Source organism: Pseudomonas sp. LB3P58, assembly GCF_054897895.1.
The window spans coordinates 6,191,067-6,209,092 of sequence record NZ_JBUBVE010000001.1; the positions used below are offsets into that span (position 1 = coordinate 6,191,067).

Here is an 18,026-nt window from a genome sequence, read left to right on the forward strand (position 1 = left end):
CGTTCAGTTGAACGCGATGTAGAAATACCCCACACCCGGGTCCCGTCCCATGGCCGGTACACGGGAGACAAAGATGTTTTCCACCTGACCCAGTTCCGGCAACTCCAGCGTGCATAACCCATCGACAAACTCTGTGGGTCGCAGGCTGTTGAATTCGACACTGAACGGCATGCGCTCGTTGTTGGGCATCCGCGAGCGGGGTGTTTCTTCAAGGCTGTCGATATGGATCGGCAATTCACTTCCATCCGGCAGTCGCAGGGTCCCCGTCTTGCCCAGCAGCGCCTGAAAGTGTTGGCTTTGAACCTGTTGCAGCATGGCGTCACTCCAGAATTGAAAGTGGCCGGGGGAGTTGAATCCCCCGGCGCGTCCTCAGTTGCGCGAAGGGAACAACCCGTTCAGGGCGATGCTGAAGTTGAGCACCAGGAAGGGGTTCATCGTTTCCATGGGCAAGCCATTACCTGCGGACGAGATTTCCCCCGTGACCGTGGTGGCCACGCCTTTGAGTGGCACGGCCGCAGCGCCTTGCGCATCGGAGTAGATGCTCGCCGAACCCGGACCGCCGCCTGAGGCACCGATGTACGAGTTGGTCGCGGTCGGGTTGGTGACCGGGTTGCTCGCCGGGCTGGCCAGTTGCAGGGTGGTGGTGGCCGTGAGCCCGGACAAGGCGTGGGTGTGATTGGGCAGGTTGGTGATGGTGGCGGTGACGTTCTCGGTCCCGGAGAATTCACCGATGACGCGCGGGGTCAGATTCAGCCCGTTGCCCATGCACACCGGCATCCGGCCTTGCAGGTTGGGCAGCATGAAGTTGGTGGTGCCATTCCCTCCGAAGTTGACGCCCAGCAGTGCAAAAACCGTGTTGTATTGCGAGATGCTCAGCGTCTGGCCATTGCACAGGGCCCAGCCGTTGGGCGCGTAGTTAAAGGCGAAAGGTTGGATAGTGCCGATAAATACTTCCATAAGTCCTCATCCCTCAGGTTAGTTGTCTGGCGCGCGACAAGGGTGGCCCGGGCATCCGGGCACATCGTTGCGATCAGCCGACTCCATTCATCTCCGTGGCTGGGTCACGCCACGCCAGAGCGTAGTTGATCCGCATAGCCGTCGAATGTCGTTGGTCGTAAAGCCAGCATCGACGACGGCGCTGTGGCTGTCCTACAGTGATGGCAAGCATCAAGATTTTTCACCGGCAGTCCCGAGGGGAGGCAATGGAGGCACGCAGAGAAACGCCGCTTGACGGCACCCAAGGCCCCCACGCGGCACCCGGCGCCTGGGCGAGTGTTCAGCGCTTGCTTCGATGGGTGCGCGAACATTGGCTGCTGCCGATCCTGGCATTGGCCGCGCTGGCACGTTTTTATGACCTGACAGCGGCGGCTATATGGGGCGATGAAGGTTCCAGTCTGCTGATGAGCCAGTATTCGCTGGCCGATATCTGGACGCATGCCGCCCATGATGTGCATCCGCCGCTGTATTTCATGCTGCTGCATGGCTGGATCGAACTGTTCGGCGATGGCATTTTTTCGATTCGAATCTTGAGTGCGCTACCAGGGATTGCCACCGTGGCGCTGGGCGTCTGGCTGGTGGACTTGCTCGCCACTCGCCGCGCCGCGTTATTGGCCGGCGTCCTGTTGGCGCTGCTGCCTACCGCCGTGCGTTACAGCCAGGAAGTGCGCATGTATTCGTTGCTGGGGCTATGGTTGATCGGTGCCACGGTTGCCCTGGTTTACTGGATCAAACACCCCGGACGTCAACGCTATCTGGTGATTTACGCATTGCTGATGAGCGCGGCGTTCTACACCCATTACTTCACGGCCCTGTGCGTGCTGTGTCACTGGCTGTACCTGGGGCTGATCCGCGTACAGCCTGGCTATCGCTTGCGGCATATCCAGCAGCCCGGCTGGTGGGTGGCGAACATGGCGATCGTGTTGGTGTACTTGCCGTGGGTGCCCAACCTGATCGATCTGATTCAACACATGGATCAACTCAAAGCCAATGGCGATGTCGGGTGGGAGACACCGGTCACGTTCGGCTCGTTGCCTTCGATGATCTGGTCGTTCCTGATCCAGGACGATGGCGAGAACCTGCCCACATGGATTTTCATCACGTTGCCCTTGGCGTCGCTGGCCTTGGTGTGGGTGGCGCTGGCGCGGGATCGCAGTGTCATTCGTGGCAGTGCATTGGTGGTGATCTACACCGTTTTGCCGTTGTTGCTGGTGTTTTCGGTGTCGTTTATCTCGCCGGTGTTCATCGAGCGTTACCTCACCGCGTACGCCCTCGGCCTGCCGATGATTGCCGCGCTGGCCATTGATCGCCTGTACGCCGTCTTCCGGGTGCTGGCCGTGACGGTGCTGGTGTTGTTTGTCAGCGTCGAACTGGTGGGCCTGAACAACAACGCCACGGTCGATACCAAAGATCAAATCAGCGTCATGGTCGACTACGTGAATCAGCACTTCATTCCCGGTGACCGGATCGTCACCAGCGACATGCTCTGGTACCTCAGTTATGTCTATTACAACCGCACCGACGCCAAACCGCTGCTGTACACCCCACCGTCAGCCAAGGGTGTTTCGAGCCGGCCGAATGCCTATGGTTTCGGCACGCTGGTAACCCAGGATATTTACCTCGACAGCCTCGGTAATTTGCCCAAAGGGACTGGCCGGGTGTGGTTGATCGGCACCATCGATTTGCCGAACGAATTCGCGCCGTTGCCCGCAGGCTGGCAGAACGTTGGCGAAACACAGGCGGGAGGCGCCAACGCGCGTTTATTCGTGTTGCATTGAGCCCGTAACCAAAATCGCGATTTTCAGACGATTTAGTTTCGATTTGATATCAAAACACCATTACCCGTAACGCCATTCATGGTCTAGGCTCCGTCATACATAAAGGACTTATGACTAGGGTGAAGGGATTGCCACAGTTCCATTTTATTTCCGGCTTGCCGCGCTCAGGCTCGACCCTGCTTTCTGCGATCCTTTTGCAGAACCCGCGCTTTCATGCCGGCATGACCAGCCCCGTTGGCGCCCTGTTTTCCGGTGTTCTGGAACAGTGCAGCGCCGGCAGCGAGTTCGGTGCGGTGATCGATACCGACCTGCGCCGCCGTTTGCTTCGCGGACTGTTCGACTCCTTCTACGCCGACAAGGCCGACAAACCCGTGGTGTTCGACACCAATCGGTTATGGAGTTCGCGCCTGCCGGCCATCAGCGATTTGTTCCCTCAAGCCAAGGTCATTGCCTGCGTGCGCAATGTCGCCTGGGTCATGGACAGCATCGAGCGTTTGTATCGTGCCAACCCCTTTGAAAACACCAAGCTGTTTGGCGACGCGGTCGAGCGCAACACGGTCTACAGCCGTTGCGAAACCCTGGCGCAGCGCAATCGTCTGGTGGGGTTTGCCTGGGCAGCGCTCAAGGAAGCCTATTACGGCGAACACGCCGATTCGTTGCTGATTGTCGATTACGACTTGCTGAGCCAGGCCCCTGATCGGGTCATGCGGCTGGTCTACGACTTCATTGGCGAGCCCTGGTTCGAACACGATTTCGACAACCTCGCCTACGACGCGCCGGAGTTCGATCAAGCCCTCGGCGTCTCCGGTCTGCACAAAGTCAAACCGAAGGTCGAGCTGCAATCGCGGCGCACGATCCTGCCGCCGGACTTGTTCAAACAATACGCAGAATTGTCCTTTTGGCTCGATGGCTCAGCCAGCGCCGCCAATGTCATTCGTATGAAGGCCGACGCCGCGATCAGTTGATCGCGGCGTTTTCATTGACGCATCAAGCAAGTTCGAGTCCGGGTGAGCAGCATGTGGTGGAGCAACGGCAAGTCGCGAGTTACCGAAGGCGCACGGGCGCTGGCCTCACCCATGATCATGTCCCTGGAGCCGCGAATGCTGTTCGACGGCGCGGTGGCGGCCACGGTGGCCGATACCGCTCAGGCGGACAGCCACAGCACGGCTGATGCAGCCAAGACGCCGACGACCGACCAACCGGTCGCCAGCAAGGACACTCACGGCCAGGCCGATGCCACCCCCGCGCCAGCACCCGTTGCAGTGCCGGGCCAGAGCGTGGTGTTCGTCGATTCTCGGGTCAAGGATGCCGACAGCCTGCTCAAGGGCGTGGCGCCTGGCACCCAAGTGGTCCAGCTGGACGCAAGCAAGGACGGCTTGCAGCAGATTGCCGCCTATCTGGACACGCATCAGGGCATCAGTTCGGTGCAGATCATTGCCCACGGCAACGCGGGCGACCTGTGGCTGGGCGACAGTTATCTGTCGGCCGACAACGTCGCGGCCCGTAGCGCCGTGCTGGCGGAAATCGGCAAGGACATGAATGTCGGCGGCGACATCATGATCTATGGCTGCTACACCGCCGAAGGCGAGCGTGGCTTGAGTTTTGTCGACTCGCTGGCGCAACTGACCGGCCGCGATGTGGCCGCTTCCAGCAATCGCACCGGGATCGGTGGCGATTGGAATCTGGAAATTGCCACCGGCAACATCGAAAGCGCCAACGTCCTCTCGACCACGGCCATGAGCGAGTATCAGTGGGGCCTGGCCACCTGGACCGCCACGAACAACGGCAACACGGGCGTCGGCTCACTGCGTGCCGCCATCGCCTCGGCGCAGAACGGCGATCTCGTCACCTTCAACTCCAGCATGACAGTGCAGCTGACGTCCGAGCTGCTGATCAACAAGAACATCACCGTTGATGGCGACTTGAACAACGACGGCGTGGCTGACGTGACTCTCGATGGTCAGTACAGAACCCGAGTGATTGAAGTAGCGGCGGGCAAAATCGTGACCCTTGATGGCCTGGTGATCACCCGGGGCCTGGTGTCGGGCACTGGCGGCAACGGAGGCTACGGTGCTGCGGGTGCGATGGCCGGGGGGATTTTCAACGCAGGGATTCTGACCCTGAACAACGTTACCGTGACCTCCAACGCCGCTTCCGGTGGCGGTGGTGGCGGCGGTGTGACCGGCCCTTTTTACGGCGGTGGCGGTGGCGGTGGCGGCGGTCTGGGTGGCCAGGGCGGCGGGCATGGCGGTTCGGCAGGGCCGGGCACCGGCACGTTGGGCGGCCAGGCGGGCAGCGGCGGTGTCGGCGGTTACGGCGGCGGTTATGACGCGACCCACATGGGCGGTCGCGGCGGTACCAGCACCGGTGGCGCAGGCGGGGTGGGCGTTTCCTATTACAGCAACGGCGGTAACGGTTCGACGGCCACCAATGGCACGATTTCCATTGGCGGCGGCGGTGGCGGGGCCGGTTGGGACAAGGTCGGTGGCGCTGGCGGCAACGCGGCGGGCGGGATCTACAACGCCACCACCGGCACCATGACCATCGTCGGCACATCATCCATTACCAATAACATTGGCGCCGGTGGTGGTGGCGGTGGCGGTGGTGGCTATGGCAGCAACGCCACCAATGGCGGTGCGGGCGGCAAGGGCGTCGGTGCGATCTGGAACAAAGGCACGCTGCTGATCACGGCAGCCAACTTCGCGGCCCTGGCCGGTAATGCTGCGGGCAGTGGTGCCGGGGGCGCCGCGCTGGGCGGTGGGACAACCGGCACCTCGCCAACCTCCGTCGCGGCAATCTACAACGACGGTGGTGTACTCAACACCGCGTATTCGCCGCCCCCGACCGCGACCATTGTGGTCGCCGACACCACCCTGAGCATCGGCGAAACGTCCTTGGTGACGATCACCTTCAACGAAGCCGTGACCGGTCTCACCAATGCGGATCTAACCATCGCCAACGGCACGTTGACCTCGGTGAGCAGCGGCGATGGCGGCATCACCTGGACGGCAACGTTTACGCCGACCGCCAGTCTTTCCGATACGACCAACGTCATTACCCTGGACAACACCGGGGTGATCAACGGTCTGGGCACTGCCGGCGTCGGTACCACCAATTCCAATAACTACGTCGTCGACACCGTACGCCCGACCGCCAGCATCGTGTTCGCCGATACGGCCCTCAAGGTCGGAGAAACCTCGCTGGTGACCTTCACCTTCAGCGAGGCTGTGACCGGTTTCACCAACGCCGACCTGACCATCGCCAACGGTACGCTGACGGCGGTCAGCAGCAGCGATGGCGGCATCACCTGGACGGCGACCTTCACGCCGAGCGCCAGCCTCACTGACGCGACCAACGTTATCACCCTGGACAATACCGGGGTCAGCGACACGGCGGGCAACGTCGGTACCGACACCACCGATTCGGGTAACTACGCGATCGATACCGTGCGTCCAACCGCAACCATTGTGGTGACGGACACTGCGCTGAAAATCGGCGACACCTCCTTGGTCACGATCACCTTCAGTGAAGCGGTCACCGGCTTCACCAACGCCGACCTGACCATTGCCAACGGCACGTTGAGCGCGGTAAGCAGCGGCGATGGTGGCATCACCTGGACGGCGACCTTCACCCCGAACGCGAGCATCAACGACACGACCAACCTGATCACCCTGAACAACACCGGGGTCAGCGACCAGGCGGGCAACGCCGGCAGCGGTACCACCGATTCCAACAACTATGCCATCGATACCGTGCGGCCGACGGCCACCATCGTGGTCGCGGACACGGCGCTGAGAATCGGCGAAACCTCACTGGTGACCATCACCTTCGCCGAGGCGGTGAGTGGTTTCACCAACGCCGACCTGACGATTGCCAACGGCACCTTGACCGCGGTTAGCAGCAGCGACGGCGGTATCACCTGGACGGCGACCTTCACCCCGACCGCCAGCATTTCCGACACGACCAACCTGATCACCCTGGACAACACCGGGGTCAGCGACCTGGCGGGCAATGCCGGCAGCGGCACCACCGATTCCAACAACTACGCCATCGACACCGTGCGCCCGACGGCCACCATTGTGGTCGCAGACACGGCGCTGAGAATCGGCGAAACCTCTCTGGTGACTATCACTTTCAGTGAAGCGGTCAGCGGTTTCACCAACGCCGATTTGACCATCGCCAACGGCACATTGACGGCGGTGAGCAGCGGCGACGGCGGCATTACCTGGACGGCGACGTTTACCCCGAGCGCCAGCATCAACGACACGACCAACCTGATCACCCTGGACAACACCGGGGTCAGCGACCTGTCGGGCAACGCCGGCAGCGGCACCACCGATTCCAACAACTATGCCATCGACACGCTGCGCCCGACCGCGACCATCGTCCTGGCCGATACGGCGCTGACGGCGGGGGAAACTTCGCTGGTGACCATCACCTTCTCCGAGGCGGTGAGCGGTTTCACCAACGCCGACCTGAGCATCGCCAACGGCACGTTGACCGCGGTGAGCAGCAGTGACGGCGGCATCACCTGGACTGCCACGTTTACCCCGACAGCAGGCATCATCAGCGCGACCAATGTCATCAGCCTGGCTAACACCGGCGTGGCCGATCTCGCGGGTAATACCGGCAGCGGGATCAGTTCCTCGGGCAACTACGCCATCGACACCGCTCCACCGACCGCGACGATCGTGGTGGCTGACAACGCCCTGAAAATCGGTGAAACGTCACTGGTGACCATCACCTTCAACCAGGCCGTGACCGGTTTCACCAACGCCGACCTGACGCTTGCCAACGGCACGTTGACCGCGGTGAGCAGCGGTGACGGCGGCATCACCTGGACCGCCACCTTCACCCCGACTGCCAGCATCACCGATACGACCAACCTGATCACATTGGACAACACCGGCGTACAGGCTACCGCCACCGGCAACGTGGGCAGCGGCACTACCAATTCCAACAACTACGCCATCGACACCGTGCGCCCGACGGCCTCGGTCGTGGTGGCGGACACCGCGCTGAAAATCGGCGAAACGTCGCTGGTGACTATCACTTTCAGTGAAGCGGTCAGCGGTTTCACCAACGCAGATTTGACCATCGCCAACGGCACATTGACGGCGGTGAGCAGCAGCGACGGAGGCATTACCTGGACGGCGACGTTTACCCCGAGCGCCAGCATCAACGACACGACCAACCTGATTACCCTGGACAACACCGGAGTCAGCGACACGGCGGGCAACGCCGGAAGCGGCTCTACCGATTCCAATAACTACGCGATCGATACAGTCCGCCCTACGGCGACCATCGTTCTGGCGGACCCGGCCCTGAGTGCCGGCGAAACCTCGCTGGTCACGATCACCTTCAGTGAAGCGGTCAGCGGTTTCACCAACGCCGACCTGAGCATTGCCAACGGCACGTTGACGGCGGTGAGCAGCAGCGATGGCGGCATCACCTGGACCGCGACCTTCACGCCAACCGTTGGGGTGAATGACGTGACCAACGTCATCACCCTGGCCAATACCGGCGTGGCCGACATAGCCGGCAACGCGGGCAGCGGCACCACCAACTCTGGCAATTACACCATCGACACCGTGGCTCCGACGGCCACCATCGTGGTCGCCGACAACGCGCTGAGAATCGGCGAAACGTCCCTGGTGACCATCACCTTCAGCCAGGCCGTGAACGATTTCACCAACGCGGATCTGACCATTGCCAACGGCACGTTGACGGCAGTGAGCAGCAGCGATGGCGGCGTGACCTGGACCGCGACCTTCACGCCGACAGCGAGCATCACCGACGCGACCAACCTGATCACCCTGGACAACAGCGGCGTTCAGGCCGCCGGCTCTGGCAACATCGGCAGCGGCACCACCGATTCGAACAACTACGCCATCGATACCGTGCGTCCAACGGCGTCTATCGTGGTGGCGGACACCACGCTGAGAATCGGCGAAACCTCGCTGGTCACGATCACCTTTAGTGAAGCGGTCGCCAGTTTCACCAACGCCGACCTGATCATTGCCAACGGCACGTTGACGGCGGTGAGCAGCAGCGATGGCGGCATCACCTGGACCGCGACCTTTACCCCGAGCGCCAGCATCAACGACACGACCAACCTGATCACCCTGGACAACACCGGTATCAGCGACCTGGCGGGCAACGCCGGTAGCGGCACCACCGATTCCAACAACTACGCGATCGACAGCCTGCGTCCGACCGCCACCATTGTTGTCGCCGATCCAACCCTGAGTGCCGGCGAAACGTCGCTGGTGACCATTACCTTCAGCGAGGCGGTCAGCGGTTTCGACAACAGCGACTTGAGCATCCCTAACGGCACCTTGAGTGCGGTGAGCAGCAGCGACGGCGGCATCACCTGGACGGCGACCTTCACACCGACAGTCAGCGTCAGGGACACCACTAACCTGATCAGCCTGAACAATAGCGGCGTGGCCGACATTGCCGGAAACGCCGGCAGCGGCATCACCAATTCGGCCAACTTCACCATCGACACCGTGCTGCCGACGGCCACCATCGTGGTCGCCGACAACGCGTTGAGCGTCGGTGAAACGTCGCTGGTAACCATCACGTTCTCTGAGGCAGTGACCGGTTTCAGCAACGCCGACCTGACGATTGCCAACGGTACGTTGACGGCGGTGAGCAGCAGCGATGGCGGCATTACCTGGACGGCAACCTTCACCCCGACCAATGCCGTCACTGACAGCAGCAACCTGATCACCCTGGACAACAGCGGTGTGCAAAACGCCTCGGGCAACGCCGGCAGCGGCACTACCGATTCCAACAACTACGCCATCGATACCGTGCGTCCAACCGCGACCATCGTCGTGGCAGATTCAACACTGGCGCTGGGCCAAACCTCGCTGGTGACCATTTCTTTCAGCGAAGCGGTGACCGGTTTAACCCTTGCCGACTTCACGGTCGACAACGGCACCCTGAGCGGCCTGACCACCAGCGATAACATCACCTACACCGCGACATTCACGCCGACGGCGAGCATCAACGATGCGACCAACATCATCACCCTGGACAACACCGGCATTGCGGACGCGGCCGGCAACACTGGCGCGGGCACCACCGATTCCAACAACTACGTGATCGACAGCCTGCGTCCGACCGCCACCATTGTTGTCGCCGACCCAACCCTGAGTGCCGGCGAAACCTCGCTGGTGACCATCACCTTCAGCGAGGCAGTCAGCGGTTTCGACAACAGCGACCTGAGCATTCCAAACGGCACGTTGAGCGCGGTCAGCAGCAGCGACGGCGGCATTACCTGGACCGCAACGTTCACGCCAACCAATGGCGTGAAGGACACCACCAACCTCATCACCCTCAATAACGCCGGGATTGCCGACCTTGCCGGCAACGCGGGTACCGGCATCACCAATTCGGCCAACTTCACCATCGACACCGTGCTGCCGACGGCCACCATTGTGGTTACCGACAACGCGCTGAACATCGGCGAAACCTCGCTGGTGACCATCACCTTCTCTGAAGCAGTGACCGGTTTCAGCAACGCCGACCTGACCATCGCCAACGGTACGTTGACGGCGGTGAGCAGCAGCGATGGCGGCATTACCTGGACAGCGACGTTCTCGCCGACGGCCAGCATTACCGACGCGACCAACCTGATCACCCTGGACAACAGCGGCGTGCAAAACGCCTCGGGCAACGCCGGCAGCGGCACCACCGACTCGAACAACTACGCCATCGACACGGTTCGGCCAACTGCGACCATCGTAGTGGCCGACCCGGCCCTGGGCGTCGGCCAGACCACTCTGGTGACCATCACCTTCAGCGAGGCAGTGAGCGGATTCGATAACAGCGACCTGACCCTCGATAACGCCACCCTGAGCAATGTCACCAGCAGCGACGGCGGGATCACCTGGACCGCCACATTGACGCCTTTGGCCGGCATCACCGACACCAGCAACATCGTCCGCCTGGACAACACCGGCATCCAGGACCTGTCCGGCAACGCCGGCAGCGGCACCACCGACTCCAACAATTACGCCATCGACAGCCAGCGCCCGACCGCCACCATCGTGCTGAGCGATACAACCCTGAAACCGGGCGAAACCTCACTGGTGACCATCACCTTCAGCGAGGCGGTGAGCGGTTTCGACAACAGCGATTTGAGCGTCGCCAACGGCACGTTGAGCAATGTCAGCAGCAGCGACGGCGGTATCACCTGGACCGGGACGTTCACGCCGACCCTCGGTGTGACCGACGCCACCAATCTCATCACCCTGAACAACAGCGGCGTCTCGGACCTGGCCGGCAACGCGGGCTCGGGCACGACCAACTCCGCCAACTATGTGGTGGAGACCCAGGTGCCGACTGCAACTATCGTGGTGGCCGACAACGCCCTCAAGGCTGGTGAAACCTCAGGGGTGACCATCACCTTCAGCGAAGCGGTCAGCGGTTTTACCAACGCTGACCTGACCCTCGCCAACGGCACGCTGAGCAACGTGTCGTCCAGCGATGGCGGCGTTACCTGGACCGCCACCTTCACGCCCACCATCAATGTGACCGATACCAGCAACCTGATCCGACTGGACAACAGCGGTGTAACCAACGCCTCAGGCAACAGCGGCGTGGGCGTGACTGACTCCAACAACTACGCCATCGACACGGCGCGGCCGACGGCGACCATCGTGGTGGCGGATAACCGCTTGGGTATCGGCGAGACGACCACGGTCACCATCACCTTCACCGAGACGGTTTCAGGTTTCGACCTGTCGGACCTCAGCGTCGCCAATGGCACCTTGTCCAACCTGCTCAGCAGCGATGGCGGCAAGACCTGGACCGCCACGCTGACCCCGACCGCCAACATCAACGACACCACCAACCTGATCCTGCTCGACAGCAGCAATGTGGCGGACGCCGCAGGCAACGCCGGTGCCGGGATCGCGATCTCCAACAACTACGCGCTCGATGCCACCCGGCCGACGGCAACCATCGTGGTCGCCAACCCGAACCTGGGCATGGGTCAAACCACGCTGGTGACGATCACCTTCAACGAAGTGGTAAGCGATTTCGATCTGTCGGACCTCAGCGTCACCAACGGCGAGCTGACCAACCTGGTCAGCAGTGACGGCGGCAAGACCTGGACCGCGACTTTCACGCCGACCGCGAGCATCACCGATCCAAGCAACTTCATTGCGCTGGACACCAGCAACGTCAGCGACCTGGCCGGCAACACCGGCGCCACCGTGGCGGTTTCCAACAACTATGTGATCGACGGTGAGCGGCCGACCGCCACGGTGGTGGTGGCTAACCCGAACCTGGGTGTTGGCCAGACTTCGCTGGTGACGTTTACCTTCAACGAAGCGGTGAGCGGTTTCGACCTGTCGGACATCAACGTGGCCAACGGCACCTTGTCCAACCTGTCGAGCAGCGACGGCGGCAAAACCTGGACCGCAATGCTGACCCCGACCAGCAATGTCAGCAACGCCGATAGCGCGATCAGCCTGAACATCGCAGGTGTGAGTGACGGTTCGGGCAATACCGGCGCCGGCGTGGCGGTCTCCAACAATTACGTGATCGACACCGTACCGGCGCCTGCCGTGGTCGTATCGCCTGACCCGCTGGCCCGGATCCCACCACCGGTAACCGTTTCCGATCAGCCCAACGTGCCACTGCAACCGATCATTTTCACTCCCCCGACCGGCGATCTCGGCTCACCGCTGACCTTTACCCCGTTGTTCGAAAGCCGCGTGATCGGCAACGGCATCCGGCCGCTGGGCGACATCTTCATGAACCACGGCGCGCTGGCGCCCAGCTTCATCGCCCAGGTGTTCAGCAGCAGTGACAACGGTGGCGATGGCGCGGGCAACGGCTTCCTCGGCTTTGGCGGTGGCGATGGTGGGGTGTTCAGCAGCAGTACGTTGTCGAGCCTGTTCAATCAGGACTCCGGCAGCGCACGAGACTCGCTGGGTTCATTCGGCAGTCATTCGATCAAGGCCGGGGATGTTTCACAGGGGCTGCGCGGCGTGTTTGGCGCGCCGAGTCTCGTCCAGCAATTGCAACAGCTCAAAGACACCGAGCAACGGCAGGTCGACAGCCTGGCCGCGGCTTTACGACAGGTCGGCATCAGCGAAATGCAGGCCTGAAAATAATACTTAAATCTGTGCGTTACCCAGGGGCAGTCAAGGATGAAGAAAAGTCAGAAGTTGTTCGGCGCCAGCCTGCTGGCGCTTGCGATCAGCGGATGTGCAGTTACCAGTGAACCGATAGAACGCAGCGTCAGCGAGCAGCGCGCCAGGAGCGACCTGCAAAACATGTACAAGGATCAGGAGCCCCTCAGTGGTCCACTGACCCTGCATCAAGCCATGGCCCGCGCGGTGAAGTACAACCTCGAAGGTCGACTCAAGATCATGGAAGAGGCCCTGGCCAAGCGCCAACTCGACCTCGCCAGTTTCGACATGTTGCCGCGCATGGCGCTGGACGCCGGGTACGTCGGCCGCAACAACGTCAACGCCTCCAGCAGCCAGAGCGTACGGACCGGAACCCAGTCGTTGGAGCCATCGACCTCCCAGGACCGCGACCGTGAAGTCGCCGACCTGACCATGGTCTGGAACGTGCTCGATTTTGGCGTCAGCTACATCAGCGCCAAGCAACAGGGCGACCAGCGACTGATCGTTCAGGAGCGTCGGCGCAAGGTGATCAACACCATCGTTCAGGACGTGCGCTCGGCCTATTGGCGAGCGATGGCGGCTGAGCGTTTGCTCAAGCAGATCGACAGCCTCATGGCCCGGGTCGACACCGCGCGCGGCAACAGCCAAAGCATGAGCCAGCAGCGAATCGGCGATCCGATTCAGGCGCTGGGTTATCAACGCTCGCTGATCGAAGCCACGCGCCAACTGGAAGAACAGCGTCGTGCGCTGTCGCTGGCGAAAACCGAACTGGCGACCCTGATCAATCTGCCGCTGGGCACCGATCTGACCCTGGCGACCCAGGACGACTATGTCATTCCGGAATTGAAAGTTGACCTCGCCAGCCTGGAACAGGAAGCCCTGACCAGTCGTCCCGAGCTGCGCGAACAGGATTACCAAAGCCGCATCAGCGCGGCCGAAACCCGTAAAGCCATGTTGCGGCTGCTGCCGGGGCTGGAGTTCTCGGCCGGCGGGCATTACGACAGCAACTCGTTCCTGGTGGAGCAGGGCTGGGCCGACTACGGCGTGAAAGTGACGTGGAACCTGTTCAACGTGATCTCCGCACCGGCGGCGATCAACGTCGCCAAGGCCGGTGAAGAAGTCGCCGCGGCGCGCCGCCAGGCCATGTCGATCGCGGTGCTGGCGCAGCTTTATGTGGCCAACGCCAACTACCGCGAGGCGATGCGGCAGTTCAAGACCAACCAGCAACTGTCGGACATCGACGGACAGATCGTTGGCCAACTGCGCAACCGTTATCAGGCGGCCAGTCTGGGTGAACTGGACTTGATCCAGGGCGAACTGAACACCTTGCAGGCCGATTTACGTCGCGACCTGTCGTACGCCGATCTGCGTAACGCCTACGGCCAGATCTTCGCCAGTGCGGGGCTCGATCCACTGCCGGATCAGGTGCAATCCACCGAAGTGCAATCCATTGCCACCGCGTTGGCCAATCGCGAAGCGGCGTGGGCGGCCGGGAACATCACGATGCCGGTGGCCCATGCCCCGGTCCAATAACCTGCTGGCGCCGACGGCGAGCATCAGCCGCACACAACGGGAGGCGCGCAACGGTCATCGCGGCACGGCGATTTTGCTGACCGGTTTGCCGGCGGCGGGCAAATCGACCCTGGCCCAGGCGCTGCATGCCGAGCTGTTCGAGCACGGCGTGCAGTCGGTTGAGGCCTGTCTCGATCACTTGCTGACCTGGCTCGGCGAGTGCGCGGTGTTGCCGAAACGATGAGCCGAGCGGCGTTCTCTCGCTTGCCGGTGACGGTGGATCTGCCGTTGCTGTTGCAGGCACTGACGGCGATTGGCGAGGACGAGTGGCGCGGTCATTTCAACAGTGCTTACTACACCGGCGACTGGAGTGGTGTGGCGCTGATTTCTGCGGCGGATGCGTTGACCGAACTGGCGCCGGGTCGCGGCGAACCGCTGTTGCGTGTGCCTTGGCTGCGAGATGTCAGGTGGCAGCAAGGCTTGCGGGATCTGCCATTGGAAATCGTGTCCGCGCGCCTGTTGCGGCTCGGTCCGGGCGGGCAAATTCATGAACATCGCGACTATGATCTGGGCGAGCCGGACGCCGACTTACGTCTGCACATTCCGCTGCTCAGCCCACCTCAAGTGGACTTCCTGCTCGACGGGCAGCGCATGCCGATGGCTGTCGGTGAGTGCTGGTTTCTCGACCTGTCGCGGCCCCATCGCGTGGACAATCGCGACACCCGCACACGGATTCATCTGGTCCTCGATTGCCGTCCCGGTCCCTGGCTGGAGCAGGCGATTGTCGAGGGTTTACCGACCACGCCTTCGTCAGATGTCGGTGATGGGGCTTTGCTGCAGTTTCAGCGTTTGGTGGCCAGCGATTCGCAGCTTTCGAAGACGTTGCAGGGCTTGCCGGATACCGAGGTTTTTATCACCCGCACTCTGGAACTGGCGGTTGAGCGAGGCTTGATGTTCTCCCGCGAAGAACTGCGTGCGGCGATGCGTTACGGCCGACGCCAATGGAATGAACAATGGAACGCCTGAATCTGGACGGTTGGTTGCCGATCCGGGTCTGGCAGCAGGCCGGCGAGTGGCAGGTCGATTGGTGCTGGTTCGGTGACACGCCGCTGCATCAGCCGTTTTTTCGTGATGCCGTGGAAGACGCGCTGAGATTGCCGTTCAATCAGGCGTTTCGCCGGCAAACACCGCTGTCTACCCTCGGCGACTGGCAGACGACCCGCCCCGGTTTGGCGCCGAGCGCGTTTATCTTCCACGCTTCGCGCTGCGGCTCGACCTTGATCAGTCAAATGCTCGCCCGACTCGACAGCCACATCGTTGTCAGCGAACCACCGCCGTTGGACGCCTTGCTGCGCAGTGGTTTGCCGCCGGCCGAACGGCGTGTCGCCATCGAAGGCTTGTTGTCCGCGTATGGCCAGCGTCGGCTCGGTTCAGAGCAACGTTTGGTGATCAAGCTCGATGCCTGGAACATCGGTGAACAGTCGTTGTTGCGTGAGTGTTTTCCCGATACTCCGTGGCTGTTTCTTTATCGCGATCCGTTGGAAATTGCCGTTTCACATTTACGCCGTCCTGGCATGCACATGGTGCCGGGGATGATCGGGGCGAGTGTGCTGGATGATGAGTTGCCGTTTGCTGGCCGAGAGGACTTCATCGCACGGCGGTTGGGGCGATTGCTGCAAGCTGGGTTGGCGCAATGCCGGGCGTTTGGTGGGTTGGCGGTGAATTACAGCGAATTGCCCGGGGCTATGGCCGGGCGGTTGGCTGGTTTTTTTGGATTGGATGACGTGCAGCGTGAGCAAGTGTTTGCGGCGGTGGGGCAGCATGCCAAACAGCCTTCTGACGTGTTTGTCGGGGACAGCGATGACAAGCGTCGCGAGGCCTCGGTGCTGTTGCGTGAGCAGGTAGAGCGTTGGGCGCGAGCGCCTTATGACGCGCTAGTTGCCGAGGCATGTATCGACGGCACTGGCGCTTTCGCGAGCAAGCCCGCTCCCACAGTTGATCTTCGGTGAACACAAGATATGTGTACGACTGAAATCCAATGTGGGAGCGGGCTTGCTCGCGAAGGCGGCGGTCAATTCACCACAAAAACTACCCGGCTAAACCTTGACCCGAGCCTGCATGATCTCCGACTCCTCCCAATGATCCATCGCTCGCTCTACAAGCAACTGCACGCCATCGGCCATGCGGCTGAGCGCCAAAGCTACCGAGCGTCGTGTCCCGTCCACATCGTCTGCCAGATTGGCAGCGATGGCGCTGATGGACAGCAGGTCTTCGGAGGCGTTGGCCAGAAGGGTTTCGGTGTTGACCTCGGGGGCGACGGTGAAGAGGTTGCCTTTGCGGTGCCTGGGCGGCTTTTGGGTGGTCGGGGGGAAGTAGTGGGCGAAGGCGCGGTCGGCGGCTTCTTTGAGTTTTTCGTCTTCGAGGGAATCTTGGGAATCGGTTCCAGAGTTCTCTGGAGGATTGGGCGTTACTTTGAACATTTAAAAACTCCTAAACAGTAAGTTGGAACCGCCACCGTTCGTTTGCACGCGAATTGGGTGGCGGCCGTGCGCAGGTGTGCAAGACCGGGACTGTTTAGGACACCCAGCAGATCCGAGGATCTCCTGCGCGCAGCCGCCATAAAGCAGCGAGCCTATAAATGCTCATTGAGATATATGGCAATTGCGACCTAAACAGTTTCGTCGGACTTGCACGTCCGTGTCACCGTTTTTTCGGTGACAAGGCCAGACTAGACCCGGGTTCGGACCGGAACAAGTTCACCAACACCACTACAACTTGAAGGAAATCTCCGACGCGGTTACCGGACGTTGGTGTTTGCGCAGAAGGTCAGGGCTTGGACGACAAATCCGCCATCCCCTTGAGCAACTCGATCGGCAGCGGAAAGACAATCGTCGAACTCTTGTCCCCGGCAATCGAACTCAACGTCTGCATATACCGCAGTTGCATGGCCCCAGGCTGGCGCCCGAGCATTTCGGCGGCCTGCATGAGTTTTTCCGAAGCCTGCAATTCGCCTTCGGCGTGAATCACCTTGGCCCGCCGTTCCCGTTCGGCTTCAGCCTGTTTGGCGATGGCGCGGATCATCGATTCGTTGAGGTCCACGTGCTTGATCTCGACGTTGGCGACCTTGATCCCCCACGCATCGGTCTGGGCGTCGAGCACTTGCTGGATGTCGATGTTCAACCGCTCACGCTCGGCCAGCAGCTCATCCAGTTCATGTTTACCGAGCACCGCCCGCAAGGTGGTCTGGGCCAATTGGCTGGTGGCCATGAGAAAGTCTTCGACCTGAATAATCGCTTTCTGCGGATCGAGTACGCGGAAATACAGCACCGCGTTGACCTTGACCGAGACGTTGTCGCGGGTGATCACGTCTTGCGGCGGCACGTCGAGGACCACGGTGCGCAAATCGACGCGAACCATTTGCTGAACCACCGGAATCAGCAGGATCAGACCAGGGCCTTTGACCTGCCAGAAGCGCCCGAGCTGGAACACCACCCCGCGCTCGTATTCGCGCAGGATGCGGAAGGTCGACCCCGCCAGTGCAATCACCAGTAACAGCAGCGCGGCAAAACCCAGTTGCAAGCCCATG

10 protein-coding genes and 1 pseudogene are annotated in these 18,026 nt (G+C 61.5%); 7 read left to right on the top strand and 4 right to left on the bottom strand.

The features are described from left to right. Window positions 1–3 precede the first annotated feature (3 nt). Complete coding sequence (locus ACYZTZ_RS28850; protein WP_095127705.1) at window positions 4–315, bottom strand: DUF6916 family protein; 312 nt, start codon at window positions 313–315, stop codon at window positions 4–6. Between the two features lie 54 nt (window positions 316–369). Further along, window positions 370–957: a phage tail protein gene (locus tag ACYZTZ_RS28855; RefSeq protein WP_462000396.1), complete on the bottom strand. Its 588-nt coding sequence runs from the start codon at window positions 955–957 to the stop codon at window positions 370–372. 245 nt (window positions 958–1,202) lie between these two features. Here ACYZTZ_RS28855 and ACYZTZ_RS28860 point away from each other — a divergent pair, with 245 nt between their 5' ends. The 7 genes and pseudogenes from ACYZTZ_RS28860 (at window position 1,203) to ACYZTZ_RS28890 (ending at window position 16,449) form a co-directional block, all read left to right on the top strand. Further along, window positions 1,203–2,774 carry a glycosyltransferase family 39 protein gene (locus ACYZTZ_RS28860; protein ID WP_462000397.1) on the top strand — a complete coding sequence of 524 codons (1,572 nt, stop codon included), beginning with the start codon at window positions 1,203–1,205 and terminating at the stop codon, window positions 2,772–2,774. A 119-nt stretch (window positions 2,775–2,893) separates the two neighbouring features. After that, the gene (locus ACYZTZ_RS28865; RefSeq protein WP_462000723.1) at window positions 2,894–3,739 is read left to right on the top strand and encodes a sulfotransferase family protein; all 846 of its coding nucleotides are present in this window, start codon (window positions 2,894–2,896) and stop codon (window positions 3,737–3,739) included. Between the two features lie 51 nt (window positions 3,740–3,790). After that, window positions 3,791–12,904 (top strand): Ig-like domain-containing protein, encoded by a 9,114-nt coding sequence (locus ACYZTZ_RS28870; RefSeq protein WP_462000398.1) that lies wholly within the window; start codon window positions 3,791–3,793, stop codon window positions 12,902–12,904. A 42-nt stretch (window positions 12,905–12,946) separates the two neighbouring features. Continuing rightward, window positions 12,947–14,461 carry a TolC family protein gene (locus ACYZTZ_RS28875; RefSeq protein ID WP_462000399.1) on the top strand — a complete coding sequence of 505 codons (1,515 nt, stop codon included), beginning with the start codon at window positions 12,947–12,949 and terminating at the stop codon, window positions 14,459–14,461. Continuing rightward, window positions 14,445–14,621: pseudogene (locus ACYZTZ_RS28880) on the top strand (adenylyl-sulfate kinase); the annotation flags it as partial. The gene ACYZTZ_RS28875 and the pseudogene ACYZTZ_RS28880, both read left to right, overlap by 17 nt. A 59-nt stretch (window positions 14,622–14,680) precedes the next feature. Continuing rightward, a complete protein-coding gene (locus ACYZTZ_RS28885) occupies window positions 14,681–15,466 on the top strand; it encodes an aspartyl/asparaginyl beta-hydroxylase domain-containing protein (RefSeq protein WP_462000400.1) in 786 nt (261 codons plus the stop codon). After that, window positions 15,454–16,449 (top strand): sulfotransferase family protein, encoded by a 996-nt coding sequence (locus tag ACYZTZ_RS28890; protein WP_462000401.1) that lies wholly within the window; start codon window positions 15,454–15,456, stop codon window positions 16,447–16,449. Before ACYZTZ_RS28885 ends, ACYZTZ_RS28890 begins: the two co-directional genes overlap by 13 nt. A gap of 87 nt (window positions 16,450–16,536) precedes the next feature. Here ACYZTZ_RS28890 and ACYZTZ_RS28895 read toward each other — a convergent pair whose 3' ends face one another. Continuing rightward, window positions 16,537–16,920 carry a DUF6124 family protein gene (locus tag ACYZTZ_RS28895; protein WP_462000402.1) on the bottom strand — a complete coding sequence of 128 codons (384 nt, stop codon included), beginning with the start codon at window positions 16,918–16,920 and terminating at the stop codon, window positions 16,537–16,539. Between the two features lie 346 nt (window positions 16,921–17,266). Further along, entirely contained in the window at window positions 17,267–18,025 is a 759-nt protein-coding gene (locus ACYZTZ_RS28900) for a slipin family protein (protein ID WP_129439535.1), read from the bottom strand. Between the last annotated feature and the right edge of the window lies 1 nt (window position 18,026).

What these genes read in the sequence shown, in the direction of transcription:
- ACYZTZ_RS28875 (WP_462000399.1), top strand. Translation starts at nt 12,947, where the DNA reads ATGAAGAAAAGTCAGAAGTTGTTCGGCGCCAGCCTGCTGGCGCTTGCG.
- ACYZTZ_RS28850 (WP_095127705.1), bottom strand. Translation starts at nt 315, where the DNA reads ATGCTGCAACAGGTTCAAAGCCAACACTTTCAGGCGCTGCTGGGCAAG.
- ACYZTZ_RS28895 (WP_462000402.1), bottom strand. Translation starts at nt 16,920, where the DNA reads ATGTTCAAAGTAACGCCCAATCCTCCAGAGAACTCTGGAACCGATTCC.
- ACYZTZ_RS28870 (WP_462000398.1), top strand. Translation starts at nt 3,791, where the DNA reads ATGTGGTGGAGCAACGGCAAGTCGCGAGTTACCGAAGGCGCACGGGCG.
- ACYZTZ_RS28855 (WP_462000396.1), bottom strand. Translation starts at nt 957, where the DNA reads ATGGAAGTATTTATCGGCACTATCCAACCTTTCGCCTTTAACTACGCG.
- ACYZTZ_RS28885 (WP_462000400.1), top strand. Translation starts at nt 14,681, where the DNA reads ATGAGCCGAGCGGCGTTCTCTCGCTTGCCGGTGACGGTGGATCTGCCG.
- ACYZTZ_RS28900 (WP_129439535.1), bottom strand. Translation starts at nt 18,025, where the DNA reads ATGGGCTTGCAACTGGGTTTTGCCGCGCTGCTGTTACTGGTGATTGCA.
- ACYZTZ_RS28890 (WP_462000401.1), top strand. Translation starts at nt 15,454, where the DNA reads ATGGAACGCCTGAATCTGGACGGTTGGTTGCCGATCCGGGTCTGGCAG.
- ACYZTZ_RS28860 (WP_462000397.1), top strand. Translation starts at nt 1,203, where the DNA reads ATGGAGGCACGCAGAGAAACGCCGCTTGACGGCACCCAAGGCCCCCAC.